Annotated in this window: 19 protein-coding genes; 10 read left to right on the top strand and 9 right to left on the bottom strand. The window is 70.1% G+C overall.

Annotated features, from left to right (window positions below; translation table 11 throughout):
- The first annotated feature begins 189 nt into the window (after window positions 1-189).
- Window positions 190-3507: a DNRLRE domain-containing protein gene (locus AB0K67_RS33085; RefSeq protein WP_364068048.1), complete on the top strand. Its 3318-nt coding sequence runs from the start codon at window positions 190-192 to the stop codon at window positions 3505-3507.
- Window positions 3508-3587: 80 nt separating this feature from the next.
- Here the strand turns inward: AB0K67_RS33085 and AB0K67_RS33080 are convergent, their stop codons facing one another.
- Window positions 3588-4070: a hypothetical protein gene (locus AB0K67_RS33080; protein WP_364068047.1), complete on the bottom strand. Its 483-nt coding sequence runs from the start codon at window positions 4068-4070 to the stop codon at window positions 3588-3590.
- Between the two features lie 1007 nt (window positions 4071-5077).
- On the opposite strand from AB0K67_RS33080, the gene AB0K67_RS33075 reads away from it, so the two are divergent.
- Window positions 5078-5809, top strand: a complete 732-nt coding sequence (locus AB0K67_RS33075) for a hypothetical protein (protein ID WP_364068046.1) — start codon at window positions 5078-5080, stop codon at window positions 5807-5809.
- Here AB0K67_RS33075 and AB0K67_RS33070 read toward each other — a convergent pair.
- Both AB0K67_RS33070 and AB0K67_RS33065 read right to left on the bottom strand, forming a co-directional pair.
- On the bottom strand, window positions 5788-6318 hold the full coding sequence (locus AB0K67_RS33070; RefSeq protein WP_364068045.1) for a hypothetical protein: 531 nt from the start codon (window positions 6316-6318) through the stop codon (window positions 5788-5790). The two genes, AB0K67_RS33075 and AB0K67_RS33070, sit on opposite strands and share 22 nt — an antisense overlap.
- Before the next feature lie 7 nt (window positions 6319-6325).
- The gene (locus AB0K67_RS33065) at window positions 6326-7189 is read right to left on the bottom strand and encodes a helix-turn-helix transcriptional regulator (RefSeq protein ID WP_364068044.1); all 864 of its coding nucleotides are present in this window, start codon (window positions 7187-7189) and stop codon (window positions 6326-6328) included.
- A 188-nt stretch (window positions 7190-7377) separates the two neighbouring features.
- Here AB0K67_RS33065 and AB0K67_RS33060 point away from each other — a divergent pair, with 188 nt between their 5' ends.
- The 4 genes from AB0K67_RS33060 (at window position 7378) to AB0K67_RS33045 (ending at window position 11107) form a co-directional block, all read left to right on the top strand.
- A complete protein-coding gene (locus tag AB0K67_RS33060) occupies window positions 7378-8424 on the top strand; it encodes an alcohol dehydrogenase (RefSeq protein ID WP_364068043.1) in 1047 nt (348 codons plus the stop codon).
- 319 nt (window positions 8425-8743) lie between these two features.
- Entirely contained in the window at window positions 8744-9331 is a 588-nt protein-coding gene (locus AB0K67_RS33055) for a serine/threonine-protein kinase (RefSeq protein ID WP_364068042.1), read from the top strand.
- 9 nt (window positions 9332-9340) lie between these two features.
- A complete protein-coding gene (locus AB0K67_RS33050; protein ID WP_364068041.1) occupies window positions 9341-10345 on the top strand; it encodes a hypothetical protein in 1005 nt (334 codons plus the stop codon).
- 204 nt (window positions 10346-10549) lie between these two features.
- Window positions 10550-11107 (top strand): hypothetical protein, encoded by a 558-nt coding sequence (locus AB0K67_RS33045; protein WP_364068040.1) that lies wholly within the window; start codon window positions 10550-10552, stop codon window positions 11105-11107.
- A gap of 9 nt (window positions 11108-11116) precedes the next feature.
- Here AB0K67_RS33045 and AB0K67_RS33040 read toward each other — a convergent pair whose 3' ends face one another.
- Window positions 11117-12451 carry a cytochrome b N-terminal domain-containing protein gene (locus AB0K67_RS33040; protein WP_364068039.1) on the bottom strand — a complete coding sequence of 445 codons (1335 nt, stop codon included), beginning with the start codon at window positions 12449-12451 and terminating at the stop codon, window positions 11117-11119.
- A gap of 287 nt (window positions 12452-12738) precedes the next feature.
- Here AB0K67_RS33040 and AB0K67_RS33035 point away from each other — a divergent pair, with 287 nt between their 5' ends.
- Window positions 12739-14475 (top strand): ABC transporter ATP-binding protein, encoded by a 1737-nt coding sequence (locus tag AB0K67_RS33035; protein ID WP_364068038.1) that lies wholly within the window; start codon window positions 12739-12741, stop codon window positions 14473-14475.
- Between the two features lie 36 nt (window positions 14476-14511).
- Here AB0K67_RS33035 and AB0K67_RS33030 read toward each other — a convergent pair whose 3' ends face one another.
- The 3 genes from AB0K67_RS33030 to AB0K67_RS33020 form a co-directional block, all read right to left on the bottom strand.
- Entirely contained in the window at window positions 14512-15399 is an 888-nt protein-coding gene (locus AB0K67_RS33030; RefSeq protein ID WP_364068037.1) for a CoA ester lyase, read from the bottom strand.
- Window positions 15389-16591, bottom strand: coding sequence for a CoA transferase (locus tag AB0K67_RS33025; protein WP_364068036.1), 1203 nt, complete (start codon window positions 16589-16591; stop codon window positions 15389-15391). The genes AB0K67_RS33030 and AB0K67_RS33025 overlap by 11 nt, the downstream gene beginning before the upstream one ends.
- A 211-nt stretch (window positions 16592-16802) precedes the next feature.
- Window positions 16803-17732 carry a LysR substrate-binding domain-containing protein gene (locus tag AB0K67_RS33020; RefSeq protein ID WP_364068035.1) on the bottom strand — a complete coding sequence of 310 codons (930 nt, stop codon included), beginning with the start codon at window positions 17730-17732 and terminating at the stop codon, window positions 16803-16805.
- Between the two features lie 111 nt (window positions 17733-17843).
- Here AB0K67_RS33020 and AB0K67_RS33015 point away from each other — a divergent pair, with 111 nt between their 5' ends.
- Together AB0K67_RS33015 and AB0K67_RS33010 are read left to right on the top strand one after the other, a co-directional pair.
- The gene (locus tag AB0K67_RS33015) at window positions 17844-19169 is read left to right on the top strand and encodes a citrate:proton symporter (RefSeq protein ID WP_364068034.1); all 1326 of its coding nucleotides are present in this window, start codon (window positions 17844-17846) and stop codon (window positions 19167-19169) included.
- 14 nt (window positions 19170-19183) lie between these two features.
- On the top strand, window positions 19184-20689 hold the full coding sequence (locus tag AB0K67_RS33010) for a CocE/NonD family hydrolase (RefSeq protein WP_364068033.1): 1506 nt from the start codon (window positions 19184-19186) through the stop codon (window positions 20687-20689).
- Between the two features lie 85 nt (window positions 20690-20774).
- Here AB0K67_RS33010 and AB0K67_RS33005 read toward each other — a convergent pair whose 3' ends face one another.
- The gene (locus AB0K67_RS33005; RefSeq protein WP_364068032.1) at window positions 20775-21632 is read right to left on the bottom strand and encodes an aldo/keto reductase; all 858 of its coding nucleotides are present in this window, start codon (window positions 21630-21632) and stop codon (window positions 20775-20777) included.
- Window positions 21633-21640: 8 nt separating this feature from the next.
- Window positions 21641-22654 (bottom strand): hypothetical protein, encoded by a 1014-nt coding sequence (locus AB0K67_RS33000; RefSeq protein WP_364068031.1) that lies wholly within the window; start codon window positions 22652-22654, stop codon window positions 21641-21643.
- Window positions 22655-22755: 101 nt separating this feature from the next.
- Between AB0K67_RS33000 and AB0K67_RS32995 the strand changes: the two genes are divergently transcribed.
- Entirely contained in the window at window positions 22756-23457 is a 702-nt protein-coding gene (locus AB0K67_RS32995; RefSeq protein WP_364068030.1) for a TetR/AcrR family transcriptional regulator, read from the top strand.
- The last annotated feature ends 199 nt before the right edge of the window (window positions 23458-23656 follow it).

Raw genomic sequence — 23656 nt, 5'->3', positions numbered from 1 at the left:
AGTGGCGACGTCGGCATCAAGCCCGCGCCCGCCGCTGCCATTACCAGCGACAGCGACGAATCATCGATCACTAAATGCGGCTGGAGTACTAAGCCCACGGTCAGGGGCAGCGTTGCCACCTATGCTGATGCTGCCGGGGTCGGGGCCGATCTTGTTGTGACGGCGTTGCCGACTGGATTCCGTTACGAGGTGGTGCTGCGACACCGCCCGTCCAAGCCGCTGGAGCTCCGTATAGGCGTCGAGGACGAGGGACTGACTCTTTCTCAAAGTGAGGGCGGGCACTTGCTCATGAGGGGCAAGGGCAAGGAGCCGGTTGCCCGATGGGCGCGGCCCATCATGACGGATGCCGGTGTCAACAGGGCCAAGCGCGGGCAAGTCAAGATGGCCTTGGCCGACGAGGAACGTCACACGTCCCTGGTCATCAAGCCTGACCAGGCGCTCCTGGCGAAGCCGGACACGGTCTACCCGGTACGAGTGGCCGCTGCGGTCACCGTGCCTCTCAGCGCCGACATGGACGTGACCACGAACGATACTGAAGACTGGCCCGCGTATCCTGACAACCAGTACCTACTGGCCGGTACGATGACGGGCGGGCTGAAGGCCCGCGTACACCTGCGATTCGACACTACGGGTCTCCAAGGCAGCACGGTGACCGACGCCACGCTGGCGATGAATACCGTCGACAGTCATGATTGCGGTGCCACCCTTGCTGATGGCATCCAAGTGGCGCGGATTACCAGCACGTGGACTCCGGACAACCTCTACTGGGACAACAAGCCCACTTACACGACCGAGGACGCATCGACCAACTTCAAAGGTGTCAGCGGCGACTGCGCCCCTTACCCGGACAGCTTGGACTGGAACGTCACCGGCATCGTTCAGGACTGGGCGGCCGGCGCACCCAACCACGGTTTGGTGCTCAAGTCGCCCAACGAAGCGAACATCGACAATTACCGAGTCTTCACGTCCTCCGAAGACACCGACTTCAACCTGCCGCCCAAGCTGATCATTACGACCAGCGGTCCCGCGTCGGCGCCTGCGATCGCCGGACTGCTGATCACGCCCTCAGAAGTCGTATCTGGGACCACTGTTACGACCTCGCTTACGCCGCAGTTGTCCGCTACTGTTTCCGACACGGTCGACGGCGAGCTGACCGGGCAATTCGAGATCGAGCACGACCCCTCCGCGACAGAGCAGGGCAGCGGTCAGATCTGGGCGGGAACGTCAGCAGCCGTCGCTTCGGGCGGGCAGGTCACCGTGTCCGTTCCCGCAGGCAAACTCGCCACAGGATGGAAGATTCGGTGGCGTGGCAGGGCGGCCAACACCAGCGCCGGAACAACATCGGCATGGTCTGCATGGCAATCCGTCACCGTGAGTGCGCCATCGCAGGACCCCGAGCCACAGATAGCCGCTCTGCAGATCGAGCCGTCCCAACTGGTGGACGGTACGATTGTGACCACCTCTCTCACCCCTACGCTGCTCGCTCAAGTCACCGGCAACGGCACTCTCCGCGCGGAATATGAGGTAGAGCATGATCCCGCAGCGTCAGAGCAGGGCAGTGGCCAGATATGGGCGGCATCAGTAGACGGGCTTCTTCCTGGATCTCAGGCCCGGGTAACGGTACCGGCGGGGAAGCTGGTCGATGGCTGGAAGGTGCGCTGGCGGGCCAGAGCGGTCGCCGAGGGCGCGAGTTCCGCCTGGTCAGACTGGCAGCTGTTCACCGTACGGACCGCACAACCCGGCGGGGAACCATTGGCTCTGACTGCCGGACCGGTTATCCGCACGGATGGCAGTTTCACCGTTGCGGCATGGTTGCGTTGGGCGGATGATCAAGGCGCCTACAAGGTAGTCGAACAGATGGGGACCCATAAGGCTCCCTTCCTTCTGGGTAACGCACCCGAGCGAGGTCTCATTTTCGCCTTCACGAGCGCTGACGCCGTGGACGCAACGACGGAAACGTTGTTCTCCGATGTGGCGCCTCCGGTCGACGAGTGGTTCCACTTGGCTGGCGTATACGAGGCGACGAGCAGGACCGCCACGCTGTACCTGAACGGAACTGAGATAAAGTCAGGAAAGATCAACTTTCCGGCCTGGAACGCTGAGGGGGCGCTTTCGCTCGGCACTGATATGAGCGGAGCCCTTGACGAGGTACGCCTTTATAGCAAGGCCCTGGACGCAGACGAGATCTCGGCGCTCGCAGGTGGTCCGGGGCAAGGTGGTACAGAATCGCGAAAGCGGACCACCGGCCGGCCGGTGGCTGCGGCCAACAATAACTTCGTGTACGATCGCGTCGGCTACGACGAATGCGTGAACGCGAAAGCGTATCGGAGCGCCTATGTGGCTGCCGGCAAGACCAGGCCGGCCATCAATCCCCGAGGCTACACGAAAAACCACTTCTCCTGGTGCACGAAGCAGATTCCGATGCTCGCCGTCGAGGTGTACAATCGCGCCAGGAAGCAGTGGGAAACAACGGACCTTGCTGCAGCCGAACTGGTGACGATCGGGCGTACCTTCCAAGGAAGCCGCGAGATCGAGTTCGACGTCTATATGCCTCGTCTCAACGATGCGGTGATGGGTACTGCCTTCATGGGCAAGAATTTCACCGTCGGGCTGAATGTGACGGGGGATCCCAGTTCGGCCGCCTGTAAACAGGTGGTGAACAGCCAGTATCCCGCAGTGTTCTCTGGGCCCGCACAGTACTGGGCTGGTCGCAAGGTGACCTTCAAGGTCGAGTCACCCGCGTCTGGCTGGGTGCCGGGGCCGAACAACAGGGAGCTCATCGCCACGTGTACGACCCAGCTCACCTTTACGGCTCCGAGTGTCGTCGGTATCCGGTACAACAACAAAACGGCACAGCAGGTCATCCGCTGCGATTCTGCGGAATATATCACCTGGTACCGGTCGGGGTGTATTTTTGCTCACCTCGTACCGTCCATCAAGCTCCGGCAGAAGCAGTTCCCGAACGCATACGCTCACATTTCCAAGGCGTTCTTGGCGCCGGACACCACCGTTCCGGAGACGAACACGACGGATGAGAGGATCTGGCCTCCCAAGACGAGGGTTCCGTTAGGGACTCCCAAGCTCTTCCCTGGGTTCTCGAAAACCAACACCATTCACCGTCTCTACTGGGATGAAAATCGCATAGATCGAAATAGATGGCGATCGCAGCGGATATGCGGCTACAGGTGGCATCCCTGGTGGCAGGGGAGAGATCCCGTGCCTTGGGACCCGGCGGTCCAACAGTGCGACGAGTTCCCCTTCGCCAGCACATACGAAGGATCATGGGCGGTGTGGCAGAAAACGCCTCCTGACGACCCCTGCTGCACATATCCCAAGCGGGCCAACATCACGGTGGACCTGATCCCTGCCCAAGAAAATCAAGCCTGGGGGGCAAACTGGGACACCGGCGGCCTCGGCCGCTTCTACATGGTCGATCGCATCCTGGATGAAGACGATTTCTTCATTCGGCTATATGATTCGAACGACAAGCTGGTGAACGTCAACTGATCATCGGCTGTGCTGGAGTCCGTCCGCTGAGCACATCTTGTGCGGCGGGCGGACTCCAACGTGACGACCCCGTCGCGGTATCAACGATCAGGCCAGAATTGCAGGCGATACATTTCCAAGCCTGATGGAGGGCCGTCCTCGGCGTAGCGCTCGCCCTTGCCTGGCCCCAGGCTGCATCGAACCATCCATGTCCGGTTCGGGGCTCCAAGGTTCAGAACTCGACGCGACGGGCGGCCGAGAGTCTGAACCGGTCGGACAAATCCTGAGCTGCAATACATGCGGCTGGTGATGTCCTTGACCCACCTACCTTGATCACCTGGTGGCCTATCGTCCCAGAGCTCTAGGACGATATCGGCGATATGCCAGTCTGCGGCGCTGCTTTTTATCATCGCTAGGTTGGCCGTCGTGACGAACCAGACTTTTTCATCTCGCAGCCGATGGCCCAGGTCTTCAATTGTCAGCGCGTCAGAGGGTCTATTGGCGGCGCCGTCGCGGTCGACCAGCATAAATTGATATGCGTCTACTTTGATTTCATCTTCGATGCGTTCCAGCAGCTGGGCCATTACTCTTCTTTCGCGTATCCGAGGTGAAGGGTGGTGGGGCAGGAGCGTTGTACGCTTGAAATTGCTAGAGAGTGCGGAGACGGCTTGGTCGCGGACGTCGAGCCGGTGCCCTGGGACATTGCCGTCGAATGATTATACAGAGTCTGTGCTTCTGTTTCTCAGCCGTGATCGAGAGAACTGTGGCCGGCCCGCCAAAAGCACTCGAGGGTGTCCCGGCTCGGGTCATGCTTCCCGTGCACTCGACCGCGGAACCGTTCACGCCGATGAGGGCGAGTCTTCACACGCGACCCAGCAGTGCCTGTGGTCCTGCAAAATGCGATGCACCATCACAGAGCCGGGGTGTCCGGAGCGCACCGGCAAACGGCGCAGAAGTCATGGCGGGCGAGGAGGCAGCCTTGCCGTCTTCTTCGTAGAAGAGGCCGGCATCACGTATCAGAGGCAACCAGCGTTCACTCAATCGACCCTCTTGCAGATTTCCTCTGTGTGTGCGGTGAAGGGTTTCCGGCTGTGTGTTGTTGTTAGACCGTGGGCTTCGGCCGCCATGTCAGAGCCCATGTGGCGGTGTGCTCCACCCCATTCTTCGGTTCAATCGGTGAGCACTGCACCACTCGGGCGGTGATCTGGGATGGGGAGGTCGATCGCCAGGTCTTTGCGGCGAGGGATCTCTTGATTTCGGCCATCCGCAGATTGTTGGACCGGATTTAGGGGCTGTTTGAGGTGTGGATCTTGGTGATGGCCGGAGGCGGTCCTGGCCATGGCTTGTAGAACTCGGATGCGGCGCGCTTTGATAAGACCGATGCCGAATGGGCCTTGATCGAGCCGCATCTGCTGATGGCGGCCACTGGGCCGCTGCCGCGGCGAGTACATGATCAGTTCAATGAGGCGCCGCCCTCCTGGCCACAACCCGGCCCACCGTGGCCACGACGTCCCGACTCGACAGCGCCGCCACTCACTGATCCTTCCGCACTCCCGCCCGGCCGGGGCAGAAGGGCGGGGCAGCGACGGGGATGCGAGCGTCAGCCGGCGGCGTCGAGGACCTCGCGCGGCTTGCGGGCGGAAGGCCCCAGGCCGGCCCGCCTGAGCACCCGGGCGCGTACAACGCCAACGACCGGCACATCAGCGACAAGCTTCGATCAGCGGTCGATGGCGGCCATGTCGTCCGCGTCGTAGCGCTCGCCGGAGGCCGGAGGGAGGTCGTTCAGGCGGGCGACGTGGCCGGCGGCGGTGTTCTCCGCCAGTCCGGAGACAAGCTCGGTGCCGGGGATGGGCGCGAGTCGTCACCCTGGGCGAGCAGCCAGGCCAAGGCGACCTGTGCGGGCGTGGCGTCGATCTCGGCGGGCAGGCCCGGACCTCGTCGACGATGCGCAGGTTGCGGCACCGGCGCGTACACGATGCACTCCATCCTGCGGCGCTCCCTGCAACGCGTCCGCCCGGACGAAATCCGCAAAGCCCACGAGGTCCTGGCCCGGCACTACGGCGAGCGCGAGGAGTTCACCGCCGAGCTAGAGGCCGCCTACCACCCCAGCCACCTCGACTCCAGCGAAGGAGTCGCGGCCTGGGTCGCGCTGATGGACCGCAGCCTGGCCACCGGCCGCTTCGACCGCTGCCGTGCCCTGGCCACCCTCCTCAGCGACCTGCGCATCGACAGCGACGAGGACAAAGGCCGCTGCCTGTACCGGGTCGCCCGCGCCCACCTCGGCCTCGGCAATTGGGCTGATCAGTGCCTCGCGGGTTGCTGAGTCGGTGATGCCGGCGAGAGCGAGGTACTGGGTGGCGTCAGCTGTGGTGAGGTGGCCGACGAGGCGGTGGTCGATGTACTGGTCAGGGCTGGGGTAGACGGGGCGTTGGGCCATGGCGGGTGGATGCGGCCGGCCGCGAAGGCGATGATCCGGGCGCCGAGGTCGAGGTGGCCGAGCAGGCAGCGCAGCCATTCGTCGCGCATGAGCTTGTCGGCGTGGATGAGGCTGTCGGCGTCACCGATGGCTTCGCCGTAGAACGCTTCGTGGGTGTCGAAGAGGAGCACGATCCGGGCGTGGTCGGCGGTGGCCTCGTTCAGGTCCTGGGCGAACAGGCGTGGCAGCTCATGCAGCAGATCCGGTTCGGGGACGAGGGCGAGGATGTGGTCGGCGTCTTCGTGGGAGAGGCGGCGGCGCATGCGGCGGCGGGTGAAGCTCTCGTCCAGGCGATCGTGGTGTTCTTCGCCACCGGACGTGGCTCGGGTGCGGTCGCGAATGTCGCCGATCAGCACGGCGCGGTCAGCCGGTGGTCTCGGAGTGCGCCCGCCCGGGTGCGGCCCAGCTGCTCAGCAGCCGCAGCGCGTCGGCGGTGGGGGAGCCGGGCTCGACGTTGTAGACGCACAGCATCTGGTCGGTGTCACCGGGCGGCAGGAAGCTCTCGTACGAGAAGTGCAGCTCGCCCACCTCAGGGTGATAGTAGACCTTGGTGCCGTGGGTACGGCGCAGCACCCGATGGTCGTTCCACCAGGTCGTGAACTCGGGCGAGCGCAGCGTCAGCTCACCGACCAGGTCGGCGAGGCGCCGGTCGTTGGGGTAGCGGCCGGCCTCCAGCCGGAGCATCGCCACGGTCTCCGACGCGACCCGCTCCCAGTCGCCCACCCGCTCGCGGGCGGCGGGGTCGAGGAGGTAGTAGCGGGCGAGGTTGCGCTGCGTCGCGGGCAGGGCGTCGAAGTCGGTCAGCACCTGCCGGGCCAGGAAGTTGGCGGCGAGGACGTCCGTACGCCGCCCGACGATGAACGCCGGCACGTGTTCCAGCGTCTGCAAGGTCAGGTGCAGCCCCGGCCTGACCCGCTGCGGAGCCACCGGGGCCCGCCGCGCCGGCGTGGGCCGGGCGAGCAGGTCGAGCAGGTGCTCGTGCTCGGCGGGATCGAGCTGCAGCGCCCGGGAGAGCGACTCGATCACCTCGGGGGACGGCGACCCGGCGCGGCCCTGCTCCAGGCGGGTGTAGTACTCGGTGCTGACGCCGGCCAGCCTGGCCACCTCGTCGCGGCGCAGCCCCGGCACCCGGCGTGCCCGGCCGTCCTCGGGCAGGCCCGTCCCGTCGGGGCTGAGGCGGGCGCGCCGGGAACGGAGAAAGCCGGCGAGTTCGCTCTTGCGGTCCATGTCCTCAGTGTCGCGTGATCTCGGGCGGCCGGGCCGCGCGTAAGTGGCCCTGCCAGTACCTGTCTCCGCAATACCTGCCCGCGCAGGGCCTGCTCAGGCCCCCTTTCCGCAGGGTTTCCGGTGGTGTGCTTGACGTGGGCCGCAAAGCCGGTCCGGTTCACGTTCGTTCTCCACCTGAGGGGTACTCGATGTCCATGATGTCCACCACTTCCGGCCCGCGCACCTACCGCGCCGCCCAGGTCGGCACCGCCGGCGGCCCGTTCAGCATCGTCGAGCGCGAGCTGGCCGAGCCGCAGCCCGGGCACGTCCGCGTCGCCGTCGAGGCGTGCGGGGTGTGCCGGTCCGACTCCGGCTTCGTCAACGCGGGTTTCCCGAACGTGTCGTTCCCGCTGGTCACCGGCCATGAGATCGCCGGGCGCATCGACGCGGTCGGCGACGGCGTCGAGGACTGGAACGCCGGTGACCGCGTGGCGATCGGCTGGTTCGGCGGCAACTGCGGCACCTGCAGATCCTGCCGCGCCGGCGACTTCATCCACTGCACCCGCATGCAGGTGCCCGGCTGGGCCTACCCCGGCGGCTACGCCGAGTACACCACCGTGCCCGCCTCCGCGCTGGCCCGCATCCCCGACCAGCTGAGCGCCGTCGAGGCCGCGCCCATGGGCTGTGCGGGCGTCACCACGTTCAACTCGCTGCGGCGCAGCGCCGCGCGGCCCGGCGACCTGGTCGCCGTCCTCGGCATCGGCGGGCTCGGCCACCTGGGCGTGCAGTTCGCCAACAAGCTCGGCTTCGAGACGGTCGCCGTCGCGCGCGGCGCGGACAAGGCCGACACCGCCAAGCAGCTCGGCGCCCACCACTACATCGACTCCAACGCCGGTGACGTGGCCGGGCGGCTCCAGGCGCTCGGCGGCGCGAAGGTCGTGCTCGCCACCGCCGCCAGCTCCGAGGCGATGACCGCGGCCATCGACGGGCTCGGCAACGGCGGTGAGCTGATCGTGCTCGGTGCGACGCCCGAGCCCATCCAGGTCAGCCCGTTCCAGCTCATCTCGGCCAGCAGGACCGTGCACGGCCACCCGTCGGGCACGGCGAGCGAGGTCGAGGAGACGATGCGGTTCGCCGCGCTGACCGGCGTGCGGGCGCTCACCGAGACCCGGCCGCTCGAGGACGTCGCCGCGGCCTACGACCGCATGATGTCCGGCCAGGCCCGCTACCGCATGGTTCTCACGACCGGCCGCTGACCGCCCCTCCGCCCGCGCTTCCACTTCCACTTCCACTTCCATTTCCGCTTCCGCTTCTGCTTCCGTCGGTGGCCGTTCCCGTTTCCTGCCCCGTCGGTGGCAGGAGGTGGGGGTCCTGGTGTTGTCCCGTCGGTGGCGGGAGGTGGGGGCGGGTCCTGTCTCCTGGTGGCGGGAGGTGCGGCAGTGGACTCCGGTCTCGCCCGTGCGATGACGTACGCCGTCCGCCCCTGGATCGACTCCGGTGGGTGGGCGTCGTGCGCGCCTCCGGTGGCACTACGCTGATCGCGTAGGAGATCGCCGGATCTGACGGGGGACCGCCGTGACCGCCCATCGTGCTCCCGACCACCCGAAGCTGGGTGATCATCGCGTTCTCGACCGGCTGGGCGAGGGCGGCCAGGGCACGGTCTACCTGGCGGAGTCGCCGGGCGGGGCGCGGGTGGCCATCAAGGTGCTGCACGCCTCGCTCGCCGCCGACCCGGAGACGCGCCGCAGGTTCCTGCGCGAGGCCGAGGTCGCCGGGCGGGTCGCCCCGTTCTGCACGGCCAAGGTGCTCGGCACGGGGCTGGCGGGCGAGCAGCCGTACATCGTCAGCGAGTACGTGCCGGGGCCGTCGCTCGACGAGCTGGTCAAGCGCGACGGCCCGCGCACCGGCAGCGGTCTGGAACGGCTGGCGGTCGCCACGCTCACCGCGCTGGCCTCGATCCACGCGGCCGGCATCGTCCACCGCGACGTCAAGCCGGGCAACGTGATCCTCGGCCCCGAGGGGCCCGTCCTCATCGACTTCGGCATCGCCAGGGCGCTCGATGCCCGCACCAGCAGCGGCCTGGTGGTGGGCACGCCGTCGTACATGTCGCCCGAGCAGCTCTCCGACCAGCGGCTCACGCCGGCGTCCGACATGTTCTCGTAGGCCGGGACGATGGTGTTCGCCGCGACCGGACGCGCGCCGTTCCGCGCCTCGACGGTGCCCGCGACGCTGCACGCCGTGCTGCACGGCGAGCCCGACCTGACGGGGGTGCCCGAGCCGCTGCGCGGGCTGGTGGCGGCCTGTCTGGCCAAGGATCCTGCCGCGCGCCCGTCCGCCGGCCTGCTGCTGCGCGACCTCACCGGCGGCGAACGACCGGCGGCCGGGGCATCGGGGCCGGGCACGCTGGTCGACCTGCCGACCGAGCCCACGCGCCGCAGGCGTCTGTCGGGCAAGTGGGCCGGTGCGGCGGCGGTCGCGGCGGCGCTGCTGGTGACGGCGGGTGTGCTGGTGGCTCCTTCGTGGTTCGATACGAAGGCCGCGGCCGTCCACCTGGTGCCGGGCCCGACCCTCGACGTGGAGGCGTACGAGCACATCGACGTCGCCGACGCGTTCACCGCCGACACCACGGGCCGCTACACCGCCTACCGGCCGTTTCCCGACAACGAGGTGCTGCCGCGCACCTCGGCGGGCGGCGGGGCCTGCACCGGCACCGGCGACAGCCCGTACTTCGGGCTCATGGCCGGGCCCGTGCTCTCCTCCGGCCAGGCGGTGGTGACGGTGACGTTCGGCTCGTTCGCCGCCACCGGCGCGGAGGAGGACAGCGTCTTCGTCGGCTGGATCAAGGACGCCGACGACTACATCACCGCCTGGTACAACAACAGCCGCGGCACCACCGGCTTCGACGTGCGGGTGGACGGCGAGCTCCGCACCGACGTGCCCGTGCAGATCCCGCACCGCTTCAGCCCGGGCGAGCGCCTGGCGCTGGTGCTGTCGGAGGCGACGATCACCGCGTACGCCGAGCACCAGGGCAGGTTCCAGCGGCTGCACACCGCGCCCATCAACGGCCTGCTCACCACCGACGAGGAGAGGCGGAGCTACCGCTACGGCTTCGGCCTGCGCGCCACCAGAGGCACGGTCTCGATCAGCCGCCTGGAGGGCCGCAGCGTGGAGGGCTGAGCCGGATCGAGACCTCGGCCCGGTCGCCGGTGACGGGGAACGGGCGAGGATCCTCGTGACCCCGTGTGACCTGCTGATATGCGCGTACAAGGCGGTCTGCGGCCTGGTTGGCGCTCCAGGTCGATGGCCGAAGTGGTGGTGACATTGGGATAAGTTGTCCGATGGATCATGATCGATCTGCGTCACCCCAGAAGGAAGATGAGAGTGACCAATCGTCTGGCGCGTTGGGTGGCCGGGATCCTGGTGTCGCCGGTCATCGTCTCCTGTTCCGCGCCGGTCACCGACCCGCTGCTGAAAGACCCGGCCCAGTGGCCGCTGATGACGTTGCGAGGATTGACCGAACACGGAGAGCTGCCCGAGCAGGCCGAGCACCCGCTGGCGCAGATCAAGGTCGGCTCCTACGACATGATCGCCTGGGTCAACTCCGAAGGCCATTGCGGGCTGTCCGGCTCCGACTGGACCCTCGACCTCGACCTCACCGCCAACCAGGGCCATCCGGCCCGGCAGCAGGGCTTCTCCGGGCCCATGGAGGCGGCCGTCAGCGGTTCGCGGGAGAGCGAGGCCAGCCTGTTCTGCACCCGTACCAGGATGCTGATCAGAGTCGAGGGGCAGACGAGCGACCCGTTCGTCTCCGGAGACGCGGTGGCGCAGATCGTGGACGGCGGGCTCAACGCCGTCGTCGGCCCGCAGGAGGCGCAGCGGGAGTCCCTCCCGCGCGCCCCCATCACAGTGGCGGGTCCCGGCGTCAATCCGCTGGTCTGAGCATCGGGGTCAGCGCGCCGACGGCAGCCGCGGCGCGTGGCGGGCCGGCTCGAGCCGCTCGTGGAAGCCGCCGTCGGGGGAGCGGACGATGACGCCGCTCTCCACGCCGTGCTCGGCGGCCTCCTCCTCCGCCTGCCGCAGCGCCAGGCAGATCCACCGGGTGACGACGAAGGCGACGACGGGGCCGAGGAACACCGCGTACCTGAAGAAGATCGTCACCGCCTCGACGGTCAGGTGGAAGTGGTGCGCGAGCTGGTCGTTGGCCGCCGCCGCCCACAGCAGGCCGTAGAAGGTGATGCCGGCGACGGCGAGCGCGGTCTTGACGGGCTTCTCGCGCGGCCGGTCGAGCAGGCCGGGCGGGGGCAGCGGCCGTCCTCGCCGCGCCGCGACGATGCGCTCGATCATCGGGTACGCGGCCAGCGCGCCGAAGAACGCGCCCGGCACCATCACGGTCGGTACCAGCACCGCGAGGCTGAGCGTGTAGCCGCCGACGGTCAGCTCCCAGCCCGGCATGATCCGCAGCGCGCCGTCGAGGAACCCCATGTACCAGTCGGGCACCGCGCCCGCCGAGATCTGCGTCGGCCTGGCCGGGCCGTACAGCCAGATGGGGGCGATCTGGAAGCCGAACCCCAGGATGACGAGCATGCCGGCCGTGGCGGCGGCCATCAGCGGGCGGCCGCCGCGGCGCACCGGCAGCGCGGCGACGAAGCGCGTGTGGCCGTTCCTGCGCAGCATCAGCTCGCGGGCGATCAGCAGCGCGCCGATGACGAGCGACAGCAGCAGGTGCCCGCCGTACAGGACCGGGACGACCTGCTCGCCGGGGAAGCCGGAGCCGAACAGCAGGGACGCCAGCCACGTCCCCACCACCGGCACCGACTGCAGGACCGAGACCATCAGCCACAGGCTGCCGCCCGACAGCATGTCGTCGGGCAGCGCGTTGCCGGTCTCGCCCGCGAACATGCCGAGCCCCAGCAGCGCCACCCAGATCAGCCACTGCCGCGTGCGCGGCCGGCGGAACGCGCCGGTGAGGAACATGCGCAGCAGGTGGAGCACGACCGCCGCCACGAACACCAGCGCCGCCCAGTGGTGCATCTGGCGGATGAGCAGGCCACCGCGCACCTCCAGGCTCAGCTGCATGGCCGAGTCGAACGCCCGGCTGACCAGGACCCCGCGCAGCGGCCCGTACGAGCCGTCATAGGTGACCTGGGTCATGGCGGGGTCGTAGAACACCATCAGCACGGCCCCGGTCACGGCAAGGACGACGAACGACCACAGGGCGATCTCGGCGAACATGAACGACCAGTGCGAGAGCTGGACCGAGCGGCTGACCGGCGATGAACGCATACGGGCCTCCCCTCCGAGGTGGTTACACCGTGGAGACGGCATAGCGCCGAGATATGTGACGGAAAGACAGGCTTTGGTGGCGGTGATCCGCGTCACTTACGCGCCGACCTGGCGATACGCCTGAAAGGCCGGGAAAAAATCGGTCGCCTGGACGGGCGGCGGACGGCACCATATCGAGGTCTGCGTCGGCGATCGGGGGAGGGCGGATGACTGTGCCGGAGACCGCGGAAGATCCCTCCGTAAGGAAATCGGCGATCGGGCTAGCGCTGCGTTACTACGCCGGCGAGATGCGCCGGCTCTGGCCGATCGCGGTGCCCACGCTGCTGCTGCCCGCGCTGGGCAACATCTGCCTGTACTACCTCGCGCCGCTCGCCGTGGCCGGGCTCGTCGGCCATCTGGCGGGCGACGGCGACGGCACGCTGCCCGCGCTGCTGCCGTACGTGCTCGGCTTCGGCGGCCTGCTGCTGGCCGGCGAGACGCTGTGGCGGCTTGGCCTGCACTTCATGAACCGCACCGACTCGCGCGGCGTCGAACGGCTGGCCATCATCGGCATGGACGAGCTGCTGGCCAAGGACGCCGCGTTCTTCCACGACAACTTCGCGGGCGCGCTGACCAAACGGGTGCTCGGCTTCGCGAACAGGTTCGAGGAGTTCGTCGACACGCTGACGTTCTCCGTCATGGCCAAGCTCGTCCCGCTGGCCTTCGCCTCCGTGGTGCTGTGGCAGTATCACCCGCTGCTGGTGGTCGTGCTCATCGGCCTGCTGATCGTCACCGGGGTGATCGTCGCGCCGCTCATCCGCCGCCGCCAGAAGCTGGTGGACGCGCGCGAGGCCGCACGCGTGCACGTGTCGGGCCACGTCGCCGACGTGCTGTCCAACATGGACACCGTACGCGCCTTCGCCGCCGAGCGCCGCGAGGCCGCCGAGCACCGCGTCAAGCTCGCCGAGCAGCAGCGGCTCACGCTCCGCTCGTGGGACTACGGCAACCTGCGGGTGGACACCGTCGTGTCCCCGCTGTCGGTCCTCGGCAGCTCGCTCGGCCTGCTGCTGGCCGTGGGACTGCGGGGCGGGCTGGGCGTCGAGGCGATCGTGGTGACGTTCACGTACTACACGAACGCCATCGGCATCATGTTCGAGTTCAACCAGATCTACCGGCGCATGGAGAGCATCATCACCGAGGCGGCGCAGTTCACCGAGCTGCTGCTCACGCCGCCCAAGGTGATCGACCCGCCCGACCCGCTGCCGCTGCGTCCCGCCGACGCCTCGGTGCGCTTCGAGCGGGTGACGTTCTCGTACAAGAGCGGCAGCCCGCTGTTCGAGGACCTCGACCTCGACATCCCCGCCGGCGCCAAGATCGGGCTGGTCGGGCAGTCGGGCGGCGGCAAGACCACGCTCACCCGGCTGCTGCTGCGCCTCATGGACATCGACTCAGGCCGCATCCTCATCGGCGGCCAGGACATCTCCCGGCTGCGCCAGGCCGACCTGCGCAGCCTCATCGCGTACGTGCCGCAGGAGCCCGCCATGTTCCACCGCACCGTACGCGACAACATCGCCTTCGCCCGGCCGGGCGCCACCGACGCCGAGATCAAGGCCGCGGCCGAGGCGGCGCACGTCATGGAGTTCGCCGACTCGCTGCCCGACGGCCTCGACACGCTGGTCGGCGAGCGCGGCGTCAAGCTCTCCGGCGGCCAGCGGCAGCGCATCGCGCTGGCCCGCGCCATCCTGCGCGACGCGCCGATCCTGCTGCTCGACGAGGCCACCAGCGCGCTCGACTCCGAGAGCGAGATCCTCGTCCAGGACGCGCTGTGGCGGCTCATGCAGGACCGCACCGCGGTCGTGGTCGCGCACCGGCTCAGCACGGTCGTCCGCATGGACCGCCTGGTCGTGCTCAACAAGGGCGCCATCGTCGAACAGGGCACCCACGCCGAGCTGCTGGAGGCCGACGGCGCGTACGCCCGCCTGTGGCGGCATCAGTCCGGCGGCTTCCTGGTGGACGACGACGCGCCCGGCGCGCTCTCCCACTGACCGCCGCCGGTCAGCCGCGGATCGGTGAGACCCCGGCTACCGCGGGGGAGCGTGGTCGCGCAGCGCGGCGCGGGCGCGGGCGGCCATCGCCTCGTCCACCATCTCGCCCTCGAACACGATCGCGCCCGCGCCGCGCGCCTGCGCCGCCTCCACGGCGGCGACCAGCCGGGCGTAGCGGTCCAGCTCCTCGGGGCCGGGGGAGAAGACCTCGTTGATCACCGGTACGTGCGAGGGGTGGATGGCCAGCATGCCCTCGTACCCGAGCGAGCGGTTCTGCTCGGCGAAGGCGCGCAGCCCGTCGAGGTCGCCGATCGCGGTCCACAGCCCGGCGACCGGGCACGGCACCCCGGCCGCCCGCACATCGAGCAGCACGCGCGAGCGCAGCTCCAGGGTCTCGGTCCCCGACGGGCTCCACCGGTAGCCGACCGCGCGTTCCACGTCGCCGCCCTTGCCGGTGACCGCGCCCAGGTAGGCGACGCGCGGCGCGGCCCGCCCGATCTCGTACGCCCCGCGCAGCGCGGCGGCGCTCTCCAGCAGCGGTACCAGCGCGACCCGCCCCTCGGGCATGCCGTGCTCGCGCTCGCACCAGGTCAGCATGCGGTCGGCGAGCACCACGTCCTCAGGACCGCGGGTCTTGGGCAGCAGCACGCCCGCCAGGCCGGGGCGGGCGACGGCGCGCAGGTCCTCGGCGGCCGCCCAGCGGTCGAGCGGGTTGATCCGCACGAAGATCGCCATCGTGCCCGAGGCGTTCGCGACGGCCTCGGCCACCCGCTCCCTGGCCGCCGCCTTCCCGCTCTCGGGGACGGCGTCTTCGAGGTCGAGCACGGCGGCGTCGGCTCCGGCTGCCTCCGCCTTGGCCAGCCACTCGACCTTGTTCCCCGGCACGAAGAGCAGCGAGCGCAGCTTGGGACGGTCAGATGACACCGCGCTTCTCCAGGTCGTCGATCTCCCGGCCGTCGAGGCCGAGCCATTCGCGGTAGACGAGGTCGTTGTCCTGCCCGAGCGCCGGGCCGGTGCGCCAGACGTTCCCCGGCTCGCGGTGGAAGTGCGGCAGCGCCGCCTGCATGCGGACGGGGCCCAGGTCGGGGTCGTCCACGGTGACGATGTCGCCGCGTTCGGCGTAGACGGGGTCGGCGGCGATGTCCGCGACCGTGAACACCCGCGAGGCGACCACCTCGGCCTCGGCGAACGCCCGCAGGCACTCCTCGGTGCCGCGCGCGGCCACCCACGACCGCAGCTCGCGATCCAGCCGTTCCCGGCCGGCGAGCTGCTGCTCGGTGGTGGCGTACTCGTCCTCGGGCAGGCCGAGCAGGCGTACGACGTTCAGCACCGAGCGGCGCGTCGCCGACGTCACGGTGATCCAGTCGCCGTCGCCCGACAGGTACGTGTTGATGACCGCCGCAGGCGCCACCGCGAGCTGGTTGCCCGACCTGCCGGGCACCACGCCGAGCTGGTCATGGGCGATGACCTGCCACTCGACCAGCCGGAACAGCGGCTCGAACAGCGCGAGGTCGATCCACTCGCCGTCGAAGTCCGGGTCGCCGGCGCGCCGGTGCAGGGCGGCGAGCACCGCGTACGCGCCCATCAACCCCGTCACCGCGTCGCCGTGGGAGAACCCGGTGTGCACCGGAGGTCCGTCCGGGAACCCGGTCAGGTGCACGACGCCGCTGCGCGCCTCGCCGACCTTGCCGAAGCCGGGCGCGTCCGCCTTCGACGACGTCGCGCCGAACCCGGAGATCTGCAGCAGCACCGCCTTCGGGTTGATCCGGTGCACGGCCTCCCAGTCCAGCTCCCAGGCCCGCAGCCGGGACGCGCGCAGCGTCACGATCACCACGTCGGCCCAGGCGACGAGCCGGTGCGCGACCCGCCGGCCGTCCGGATCGTGCAGGTCCAGGGTCACGGAACGCTTGTTGCGCCCGGCGACCTTGAACCACAGCGGCACGCCGTCCTTGGTGGGGCCCATGGCGCGGGCGGCGTCGCCGCCGCCCGGCGGCTCGACGTGGACGACGTCCGCCCCCTGGTCGGCCAGCATGGACCCGGCCAGCGGCCCGGCGACCACGTGAGCGAACTCCACCACCTTCAGTCCACGCAGTTGCCCGCGCTGTTCAGAGGCCACGCATGAGCTCCTTCGTCCGGTACGGCTGGCTTCATGGTGCCCATTCGGAGAAATGCAGGTCCAGCACGAAATTTCGATAAATTTATGCGCATATCGCATAGGTAGCTGTGTGCCTGCAGGCAGGGTGGGGCGGACAGCGGGTGATCCAGGAGACGCCGGTGCGGTGAGACGGGTCTGCGGGTGATCCGGCCCGCCGGTGCGGTGGGGCGGGTCAGCGGGTGATCCAGGAGGCGCCGGGCGGGACGTCGCGGCCCTCGGCGCGCGCCTCCTCCAGCAGGTCGAGGAAGGCCGCGGCGGCGGGCGGCAGCGTACGGCGGGCCCGGACCACGACGTCCAGCCGCCGCTCGACCACGGGCGCGACCAGCTCCCTGTGCACCACCCGGCCGGGCCCGAGCAGCGGCAGCACCAGCGCGGGCAGCGCCGACACGCCCAGCCCGGCCGCGACCAGGCCGCCCACCGTGGCCACGTTGCTCGCCTCGGCCGCCGGCGCCGCCCCGGCCCCCGCCTGCGCGAACGCCGCGTCGGTGAGCCGCCGGACGCTGGACTCCGGCCCCACCGCGAGGAACGGCTCGGCGGCCAGGTCCTCCCAGGTCAGCTCGTCACGTTCGGCCAGCGGATGACCCTCGGGCAGGACGGCGCGGAACCGGTCGCGGATCAGCGGACGGTGTTCGAGCCGGTCGGATGCGGCCCCCACGGTGGTCACCGCGAAGTCGGCGTCCCCGGAGAGCACCCGGCCGAGCACGGCCCGCTCAAGCCCGTCCATGATCCGCACGCTCACCTCGGGCCGCTGCCGCCGGAACGCGGAGATCAGGCCGGGCAGCAGCACGGCGGCCACGGACGGCAGCGTGGCCATGGCCACCACGCCCGACTCGCCGAGCAGGTACCGCCGCAGCTCCTTCATGCCGGAGCGGTGGGCGTCCACGATCTGCTCGGCCACCCGCAGCGTCTCCACCCCGGCGGCGGTGAGCTGCACGTTCCTGGTGTCGCGCTCCAGGAGCCGGACGCCCAGCACGCGTTCGAGGTCGGCGACGGCCCGGCTCAGCGTGGACTGCGAGAGGTGAAGCTGCGCGGCGGCGGCGGTGAACCCGGCCGACTTGGCGACGGCGACGTACGCGGCGAGCTGCCGCAGAGTGGCATCCACGCCCGCAACTCTTGCGCATGCTGCATGGATAAATCCAGTTTTGATGGTGGACGCGAAACGCGGGGTGCTCGGACACTTGCCCGTAACCTCCCGGACCCGGAAAGGACCCCGATGATCGCGCTCCTGGGTTTTCTCACCATCGGCCTGTTCCTGGCGCTCACCATGACCAAGCGCATCTCGGTCCTCACCGCCCTGGTGCTCGTGCCGGTGGCGGCGGCGCTGATCGGCGGGTTCGCGTCCGACCTGGGCCCGATGATCCTCGAAGGCCTCGGCAAGGTGGCGCCCACCGGCATCATGATCGCCTTCGCGGTCCTGTACTTCAGCCTCATGATCGACACCGGCCTGTTCGACCCGCTGATCCGCGGCATCCTGCGCCTGGCCAAGGACGATCCGCTGCGCATCGCGGTCGGCACCGCCGTCATCACGATGTGCGTGGCGCTCGACGGCGACGGCGCCTCCACGTTCCTCATCACCGTCTCGGCGCTGCTGCCCGTCTACCGGCGGCTCGGCATGAGCCCGCTCGTGCTCACCGGTGTGGTCTGCCTGGGCGCGGGCGTCATGAACATGGTGCCGTGGGGCGGTCCGACGGCCCGCGCGATGGCGGTGCTGAAGCTCGACGGCTCGCAGGTGTTCACGCCCGTGCTGCCCGCGATGGGGGCCGGGATCGCGTGGGTGCTGGTGGCGTCGTTCCTGATCGGGCTGCGCGAGCGCCGCCGCCTCGGGACCGTCGCGCTGCCCGCGGATGCGCAGGCCGGCCCCGCAGAGGCGCGGGCCGTGGGTGACGGTCCCGGCACCCCGCTCGCCCCGGCCCGCAAGGGGCGGCTGCTGACCGCGTTCAACCTGGTGCTGACCCTCGCCCTGCTGGTGTGCCTGGTGCTGCAGGTGATGCCGCTGCCGGTGCTGTTCGTGCTCGGCTTCACCATCGCCGCCGTGGTCAACCTGCCCACCTGGGACAAGCAGCAGGAGCTGCTCGAACGGCACGGCAAGAGCGTCGTCCTCGTCACCACCATGATCTTCGCCGCGGGCGTGTTCACCGGCGTGCTGACCGGCACCAAGATGATCGACGAGATGGCGACGGCGTTCGTCGGCCTCATCCCCGAGTCCTTCGGCGGGCACCTGCCGGTGCTCGTGGCGCTCACCGGCATGCCGCTCAGCCTCGTCTTCACCCCCGACGCGTACTACTTCGGCGTGCTGCCCGTCCTGGCGCAGACCGCGAGCGGCTTCGGCATCGACTCCGCCGAGATCGCCAGGGCGGCCATCCTCGGCCAGATGACCACCGGCTTCCCCCTGAGCCCGCTCACCGCCGCCACGTTCATCCTCGTCGGCATGAGCGGCGTGCAACTCGGCCAGCACCAGCGCTTCATCTTCGGCTGGGCGTTCGCCACCACGGCCGTCATGACCGTGGTCGCGCTCGCCACCACCGCCATCTCACTGTGAGGAGTCCCCGCCCCATGTCGCCCGCGCGCGTCCTCGCCGCCGCACTGACCGCCGCCCTGACGCTCCCGCTCACCGCCCACGCCCCGGCCTCCGCCGCGACAGGCGGCGAAACCCCCGCCGACCCCTTCTTCTCCTACGACCGTCCCGCCACCTACGCCGTCCGCACCGAACGCGTCTCCGTCCCCCTGCGCGACGGCGGCCACCTGGCCTGCGACCTGCACCGGCCCGACGCGGGCGGCCGCTTCCCCGTGATCGTCTACGACTACACCGCGTACGACGACCTCGCGAACCTCGGCAAGGCCGCCGCCTACTACGTCACCCGCGGCTACGTCGCCGCCGTCTGCAACGCCCGCGGTTCCGGTGACTCGCCAGGACGCCTCGACCCGTTCAGCGCGCAGGAGCAGCACGACAACTACGACCTCATCGAGTGGCTCGGCACGCGGCCCTGGTCCACCGGCAAGGTCGGGCAGATGGGCCTCAGCTACGGCGGCCACTCCACGCTGCTCGTCGCCGTCAACAAGCCGCCGCACCTGGCCGCGATCATCCCCGTGGACGGCATCAGCGACTGGTACGAGAACACCATCTACCGCGGCGGCATCTACTCCGCCAGGATCCGCGACTGGCAGCGGCAGGTGGCCCCCGACACCCTCACCACCTACGCCCGGCATCCGCTCTACGACGACTACTGGCGCGAGCGCAGCGTCAAGGCCCGCTGGGAGAACCTCGACGTGCCCACCCTGGAGATCGCCGGCTGGCGGGACAGGTACCGGGCGGGCATGGTGGAGAACTTCCTGGCCAGGCCGGGCAACGTGTGGCTGGTGGCCGGGCCTTGGGAGCACGGCTGGCCCGCCGGTCAGCCCGCCGCCATCGGCAACGGCGCCTACCTCGCCTGGTGGGACCGCTGGCTCGCCGGTCGCGACGACGCGCCGCTGCCCGCCGCCAAGGTGACGTCGTACGAGATGGAAGGGGCGGGCTGGAGGCAATTCCGCAGCTGGCCGCCGCCCGGCGCCCGCACGCGCAGGCTCGGTCTGAACGCCGACGGCACCATCACCGCCCGCCCCGGCGCCCAGGCCACCAGGACGTTCACCGTCAACACCGACCCGGGGCCGGGGACCGCCGGTGAGCGGCTCACCTTCCAGACCGAGCCCTACCAGCGTGACCTGGTGCTGGCCGGGGACATCACGGCCAGGGTCAAGGCCGCGTTCACCGCCGCCGACGGCAACATCGCCGTCATCGCCGAGGACGTCGCACCCGACGGCACCGCCACCCGCATCACGCAGGGCTGGCTCAAGGCGAGCCACCGCTTCGGCCACGAGCGGGCCGTCCCCGTCCGGCCGGGCAGGACGTACGAGCTGGACGTCACCACCTGGCCGGTCCACTACCGGCTGGCCGCCGGGCACCGCCTGCGGATCACCGTGGCGAGCGACGACTACCCGGAGATCGACTCCGACGCCCCGGCCGGGCAGGTGAAGCTGCGCCTGGGGCGCGGCGGCACCGAACTCCGCCTCACCACCCGCTGACCGCGACCGGCCGCCGGGCGGCTCGGTGCGCGGCCGGTGACCCGGCTGGGCGGCTCGACCCCCGGATGTGGCCCGGCCGGGGGAGTCAGGCCGATGTCTCGGACGCGGCGCTCAGCGCGGCCAGGTCGGCAGAGGTGAGCCGGAGGCCGGCGGCGGCCACGTTCTCGGCGAGGTGGTCGAGCGAGCCGGTGCCGGGGATCGGCAGCGTCACCGGTGAGACCGCGAGCAGCCAGGCCAGGGCGACCTGCGCCGGGGTCGCCCCGTGCCGCGCCGCGACCTCCGCCAGGCGAGTCTGGTCGATCGACGGACGCCCGCCGCCCAGCGGGAAGTACGGCACGTACGCGATCCCCGCCCGCTCGCACTCCGCGAGCACCGCGCGGTCGCCCTGGTCGTGGACGCTGAACGCGTTCTGCACGGCCGCCACGGGTGCGATCGACCTGGCCTCGGCGAGCTGGGCCGCGCTGACGTGGCTGAGCCCGAGATGCCGGATCAGCCCCTCACTCCGCAGCTTCGCCAGGGCCGCGAACCGCTCGCCGATCGGCTCGTCGCCCACCGGCCCCAGCCCGCCGACCCGCAGGTAGACCAGGTCGAGCCGGTCCACCCCGAGCCGGCGCAGGTCGTCCTCGACCAGGCCGCGGAGCTGGTCCGCGCGTGCCTCGCCGGCCGGGGCGAGGTTCGCCCCGAGCAGCGGGCCGACCTTGGTGGCGATCACCAGATCGTCCGGGTACGGCGCCAGCGCCCGCCTGATCAGCTCGTGCGCCCGCAGGTCGCCGAAGCCGTAGAAGCCGGCCGTGTCGATGTGGTTCACGCCCAGCTCCACGGCGCGGCGCAGCACGGCGACGCCCGCCTCGGAACCGCGCGCCGAGCGTCCGAGCGCGAGCCGCATCGCGCCGAAGCCGATCCGGTTCACCGGCGTCTCACCGCCCAACGGGAAGGTCGTCATCGGGCGCCTCACTTTCCGTAGCAGGCCGCGACGGCGGCGAACGCCGGCTTGGGGTCCCACCGCAGGCCGGGGTAGGTGTCGCCGTCCCGGTCCGCGTACACCTTGACGATGCCGAGGCTGGCCAGGTCGAGGTCGTCGCGCGGGTCGCCGTCCGGTCGGTGCGGCAGCGCGGGGAGCGCGAACGTGTGCACGAACGCCGAGTCCACGCCCTCCGCCTCGAAGATCTCCAGCAGCTCCCGCAGGTAGGTGGCCTGGCCCTCCTCGTCGCGCTCGTACTCACCGGTCAGGCGCACCGGGAGGCCGGTGACCTCGTCGTACTCGACGATCTCCATGCTGCGGGGCGCCACGTCGGCGGCGCCGCGCCAGGTCGCCGTGCCGAACCCGGTGATCGCGACCGGCCTGCCCTGGGCGACCAGGGCGCGCACGCCCTCCTGGAAGCGGTCGGCGACCTCGGCCGAGCGGATCAGCTCGATCGTGACGAAGTCGAACAGCGACCAGTCCACGGGCTCGAAGGGGATCGCGGCGTAGGTGACCTTGCCGCCGAAGCGCTCGCGGACCACGGTCGCGGCCTCGGCGAGGAACGCGGCGACCCGCTTGCCCGCCTCGGCGACGAGCTCGCGGCGGTTCAGCAGCGCGTCGAGCCGTTCCTTCAGGGTGTCGCCGGGCAGGAAGCCGCGGTCCATGACGGTCAGCTCGCTGCCCGCCACGAACACGACCTCCGCGCCGGACCGCCGGATCCGCTCCGCCCGCTCGGCGCAGTCGGCGAACAGCGCCAGCATCTCCTCAGCCGTCAGCTCCAGCGGGTACGGCGAGAACCACACCTCGAGGCCCAGCTCGGCGGCGCAGGCGGCGGCGCGCTCCAGGCGTTCCGGGTCGCCGCCGACGAGCTGGACGGCGGTGCAGTGCAGGTCGTCGCGGATGATCTCCAGCTCGCGCCGGACCACGTCGAGGTCGAAGCGCTCGACGGTGCCCGACCCGCCGGGGACGAAGCCGGTGTCGTAGCTGATGCCTTTGGCTCGCATAGTGCCGTCCTTTCGTGTTCGAGGGGGCATCAGCGTACGGACGAAAATTGCGTGCGCGCAAGTTTGCGTGAGTGCAAGTTTTCTGGCATGGTGGGGGCGTGATGGCGAGGCGTACGGGGTTGCGCGAGCAGAAGAAGCAGGCCACCCGGAAGGCGCTGCGCGAGGCCGCGCTGCGGCTGGCGCTCGAACGCGGGCCCGACAACGTCCGCGTGGACGACATCGCCGAGGCCGCCGGCGTCTCGCCGCGGACGTACAACAACTACTTCGCCAGCCGCGAGCAGGCGATCGTCGCCGCCGTCACCGCCGAGCGCGAGAGCCGCGTGGCGGAGGCCGTGGCCGCCAGGCCGCCGTCCGTACGCCTGGCCGACGCGGTCATCGACGCGATCGTGGAGCAGTACACCGATCCCGGCGAGGAGCATGCGGCCGCACTGCTGATGATCACCACCCGGCCCGCGCTTCGTGAGGCCTTCGTCGACGCTCCCGCCTCGATGGAGCTCCCCCTCGCCGCCGCCATCGCCGCCCGCCTCGCCGCCCGCCGGGAGGGCGGGGAAGCCGCCGACGCGGCCCGCGACAGTGGTGCCGATCGCGACGACGCCGGGAGCGACGACGACGATCGCGAGCACACCGCGCGCGTTCTGGCGGCCGCCGTGGCCGCCGCGGTGCGGGTCGCGATCGACCGGTGGGTGGGGCGGCCGGGTGCGGCCTCGGCCTCCGGGCTGGTCGTGCCGTCCGGGTCGCTGCCCGGCCTGCTCCGTGCCTCCCTCGCGCCCCTCGTCCCGGCCCTCGACGCGGCCGAACGCTGATCGCGCCGAGCCGTCGCGCGGGCCTTCGACGTGGCCTCCAGGTGATCGCGCACGGCTCTTGACGCGGGCCTCCAGGGGATCGCGCGCGGCTCCCGACGCGGGCTTCCAGGGGATCGCGCGCGGCTCTCGGCGCGGATGGAAACCGATCGCGCGCGATCTTCGGCGCGGTTGACGGCAGATCGTGCCGAACCCCTGCGTG

The organism is Nonomuraea sp. NPDC052634 (assembly GCF_040678535.1).
GTDB lineage: Bacteria > Actinomycetota > Actinomycetes > Streptosporangiales > Streptosporangiaceae > Nonomuraea > Nonomuraea fastidiosa.
Note: the sequence above shows the minus strand (reverse complement) of the source record. Positions and strands in the feature narration are given on the sequence as shown.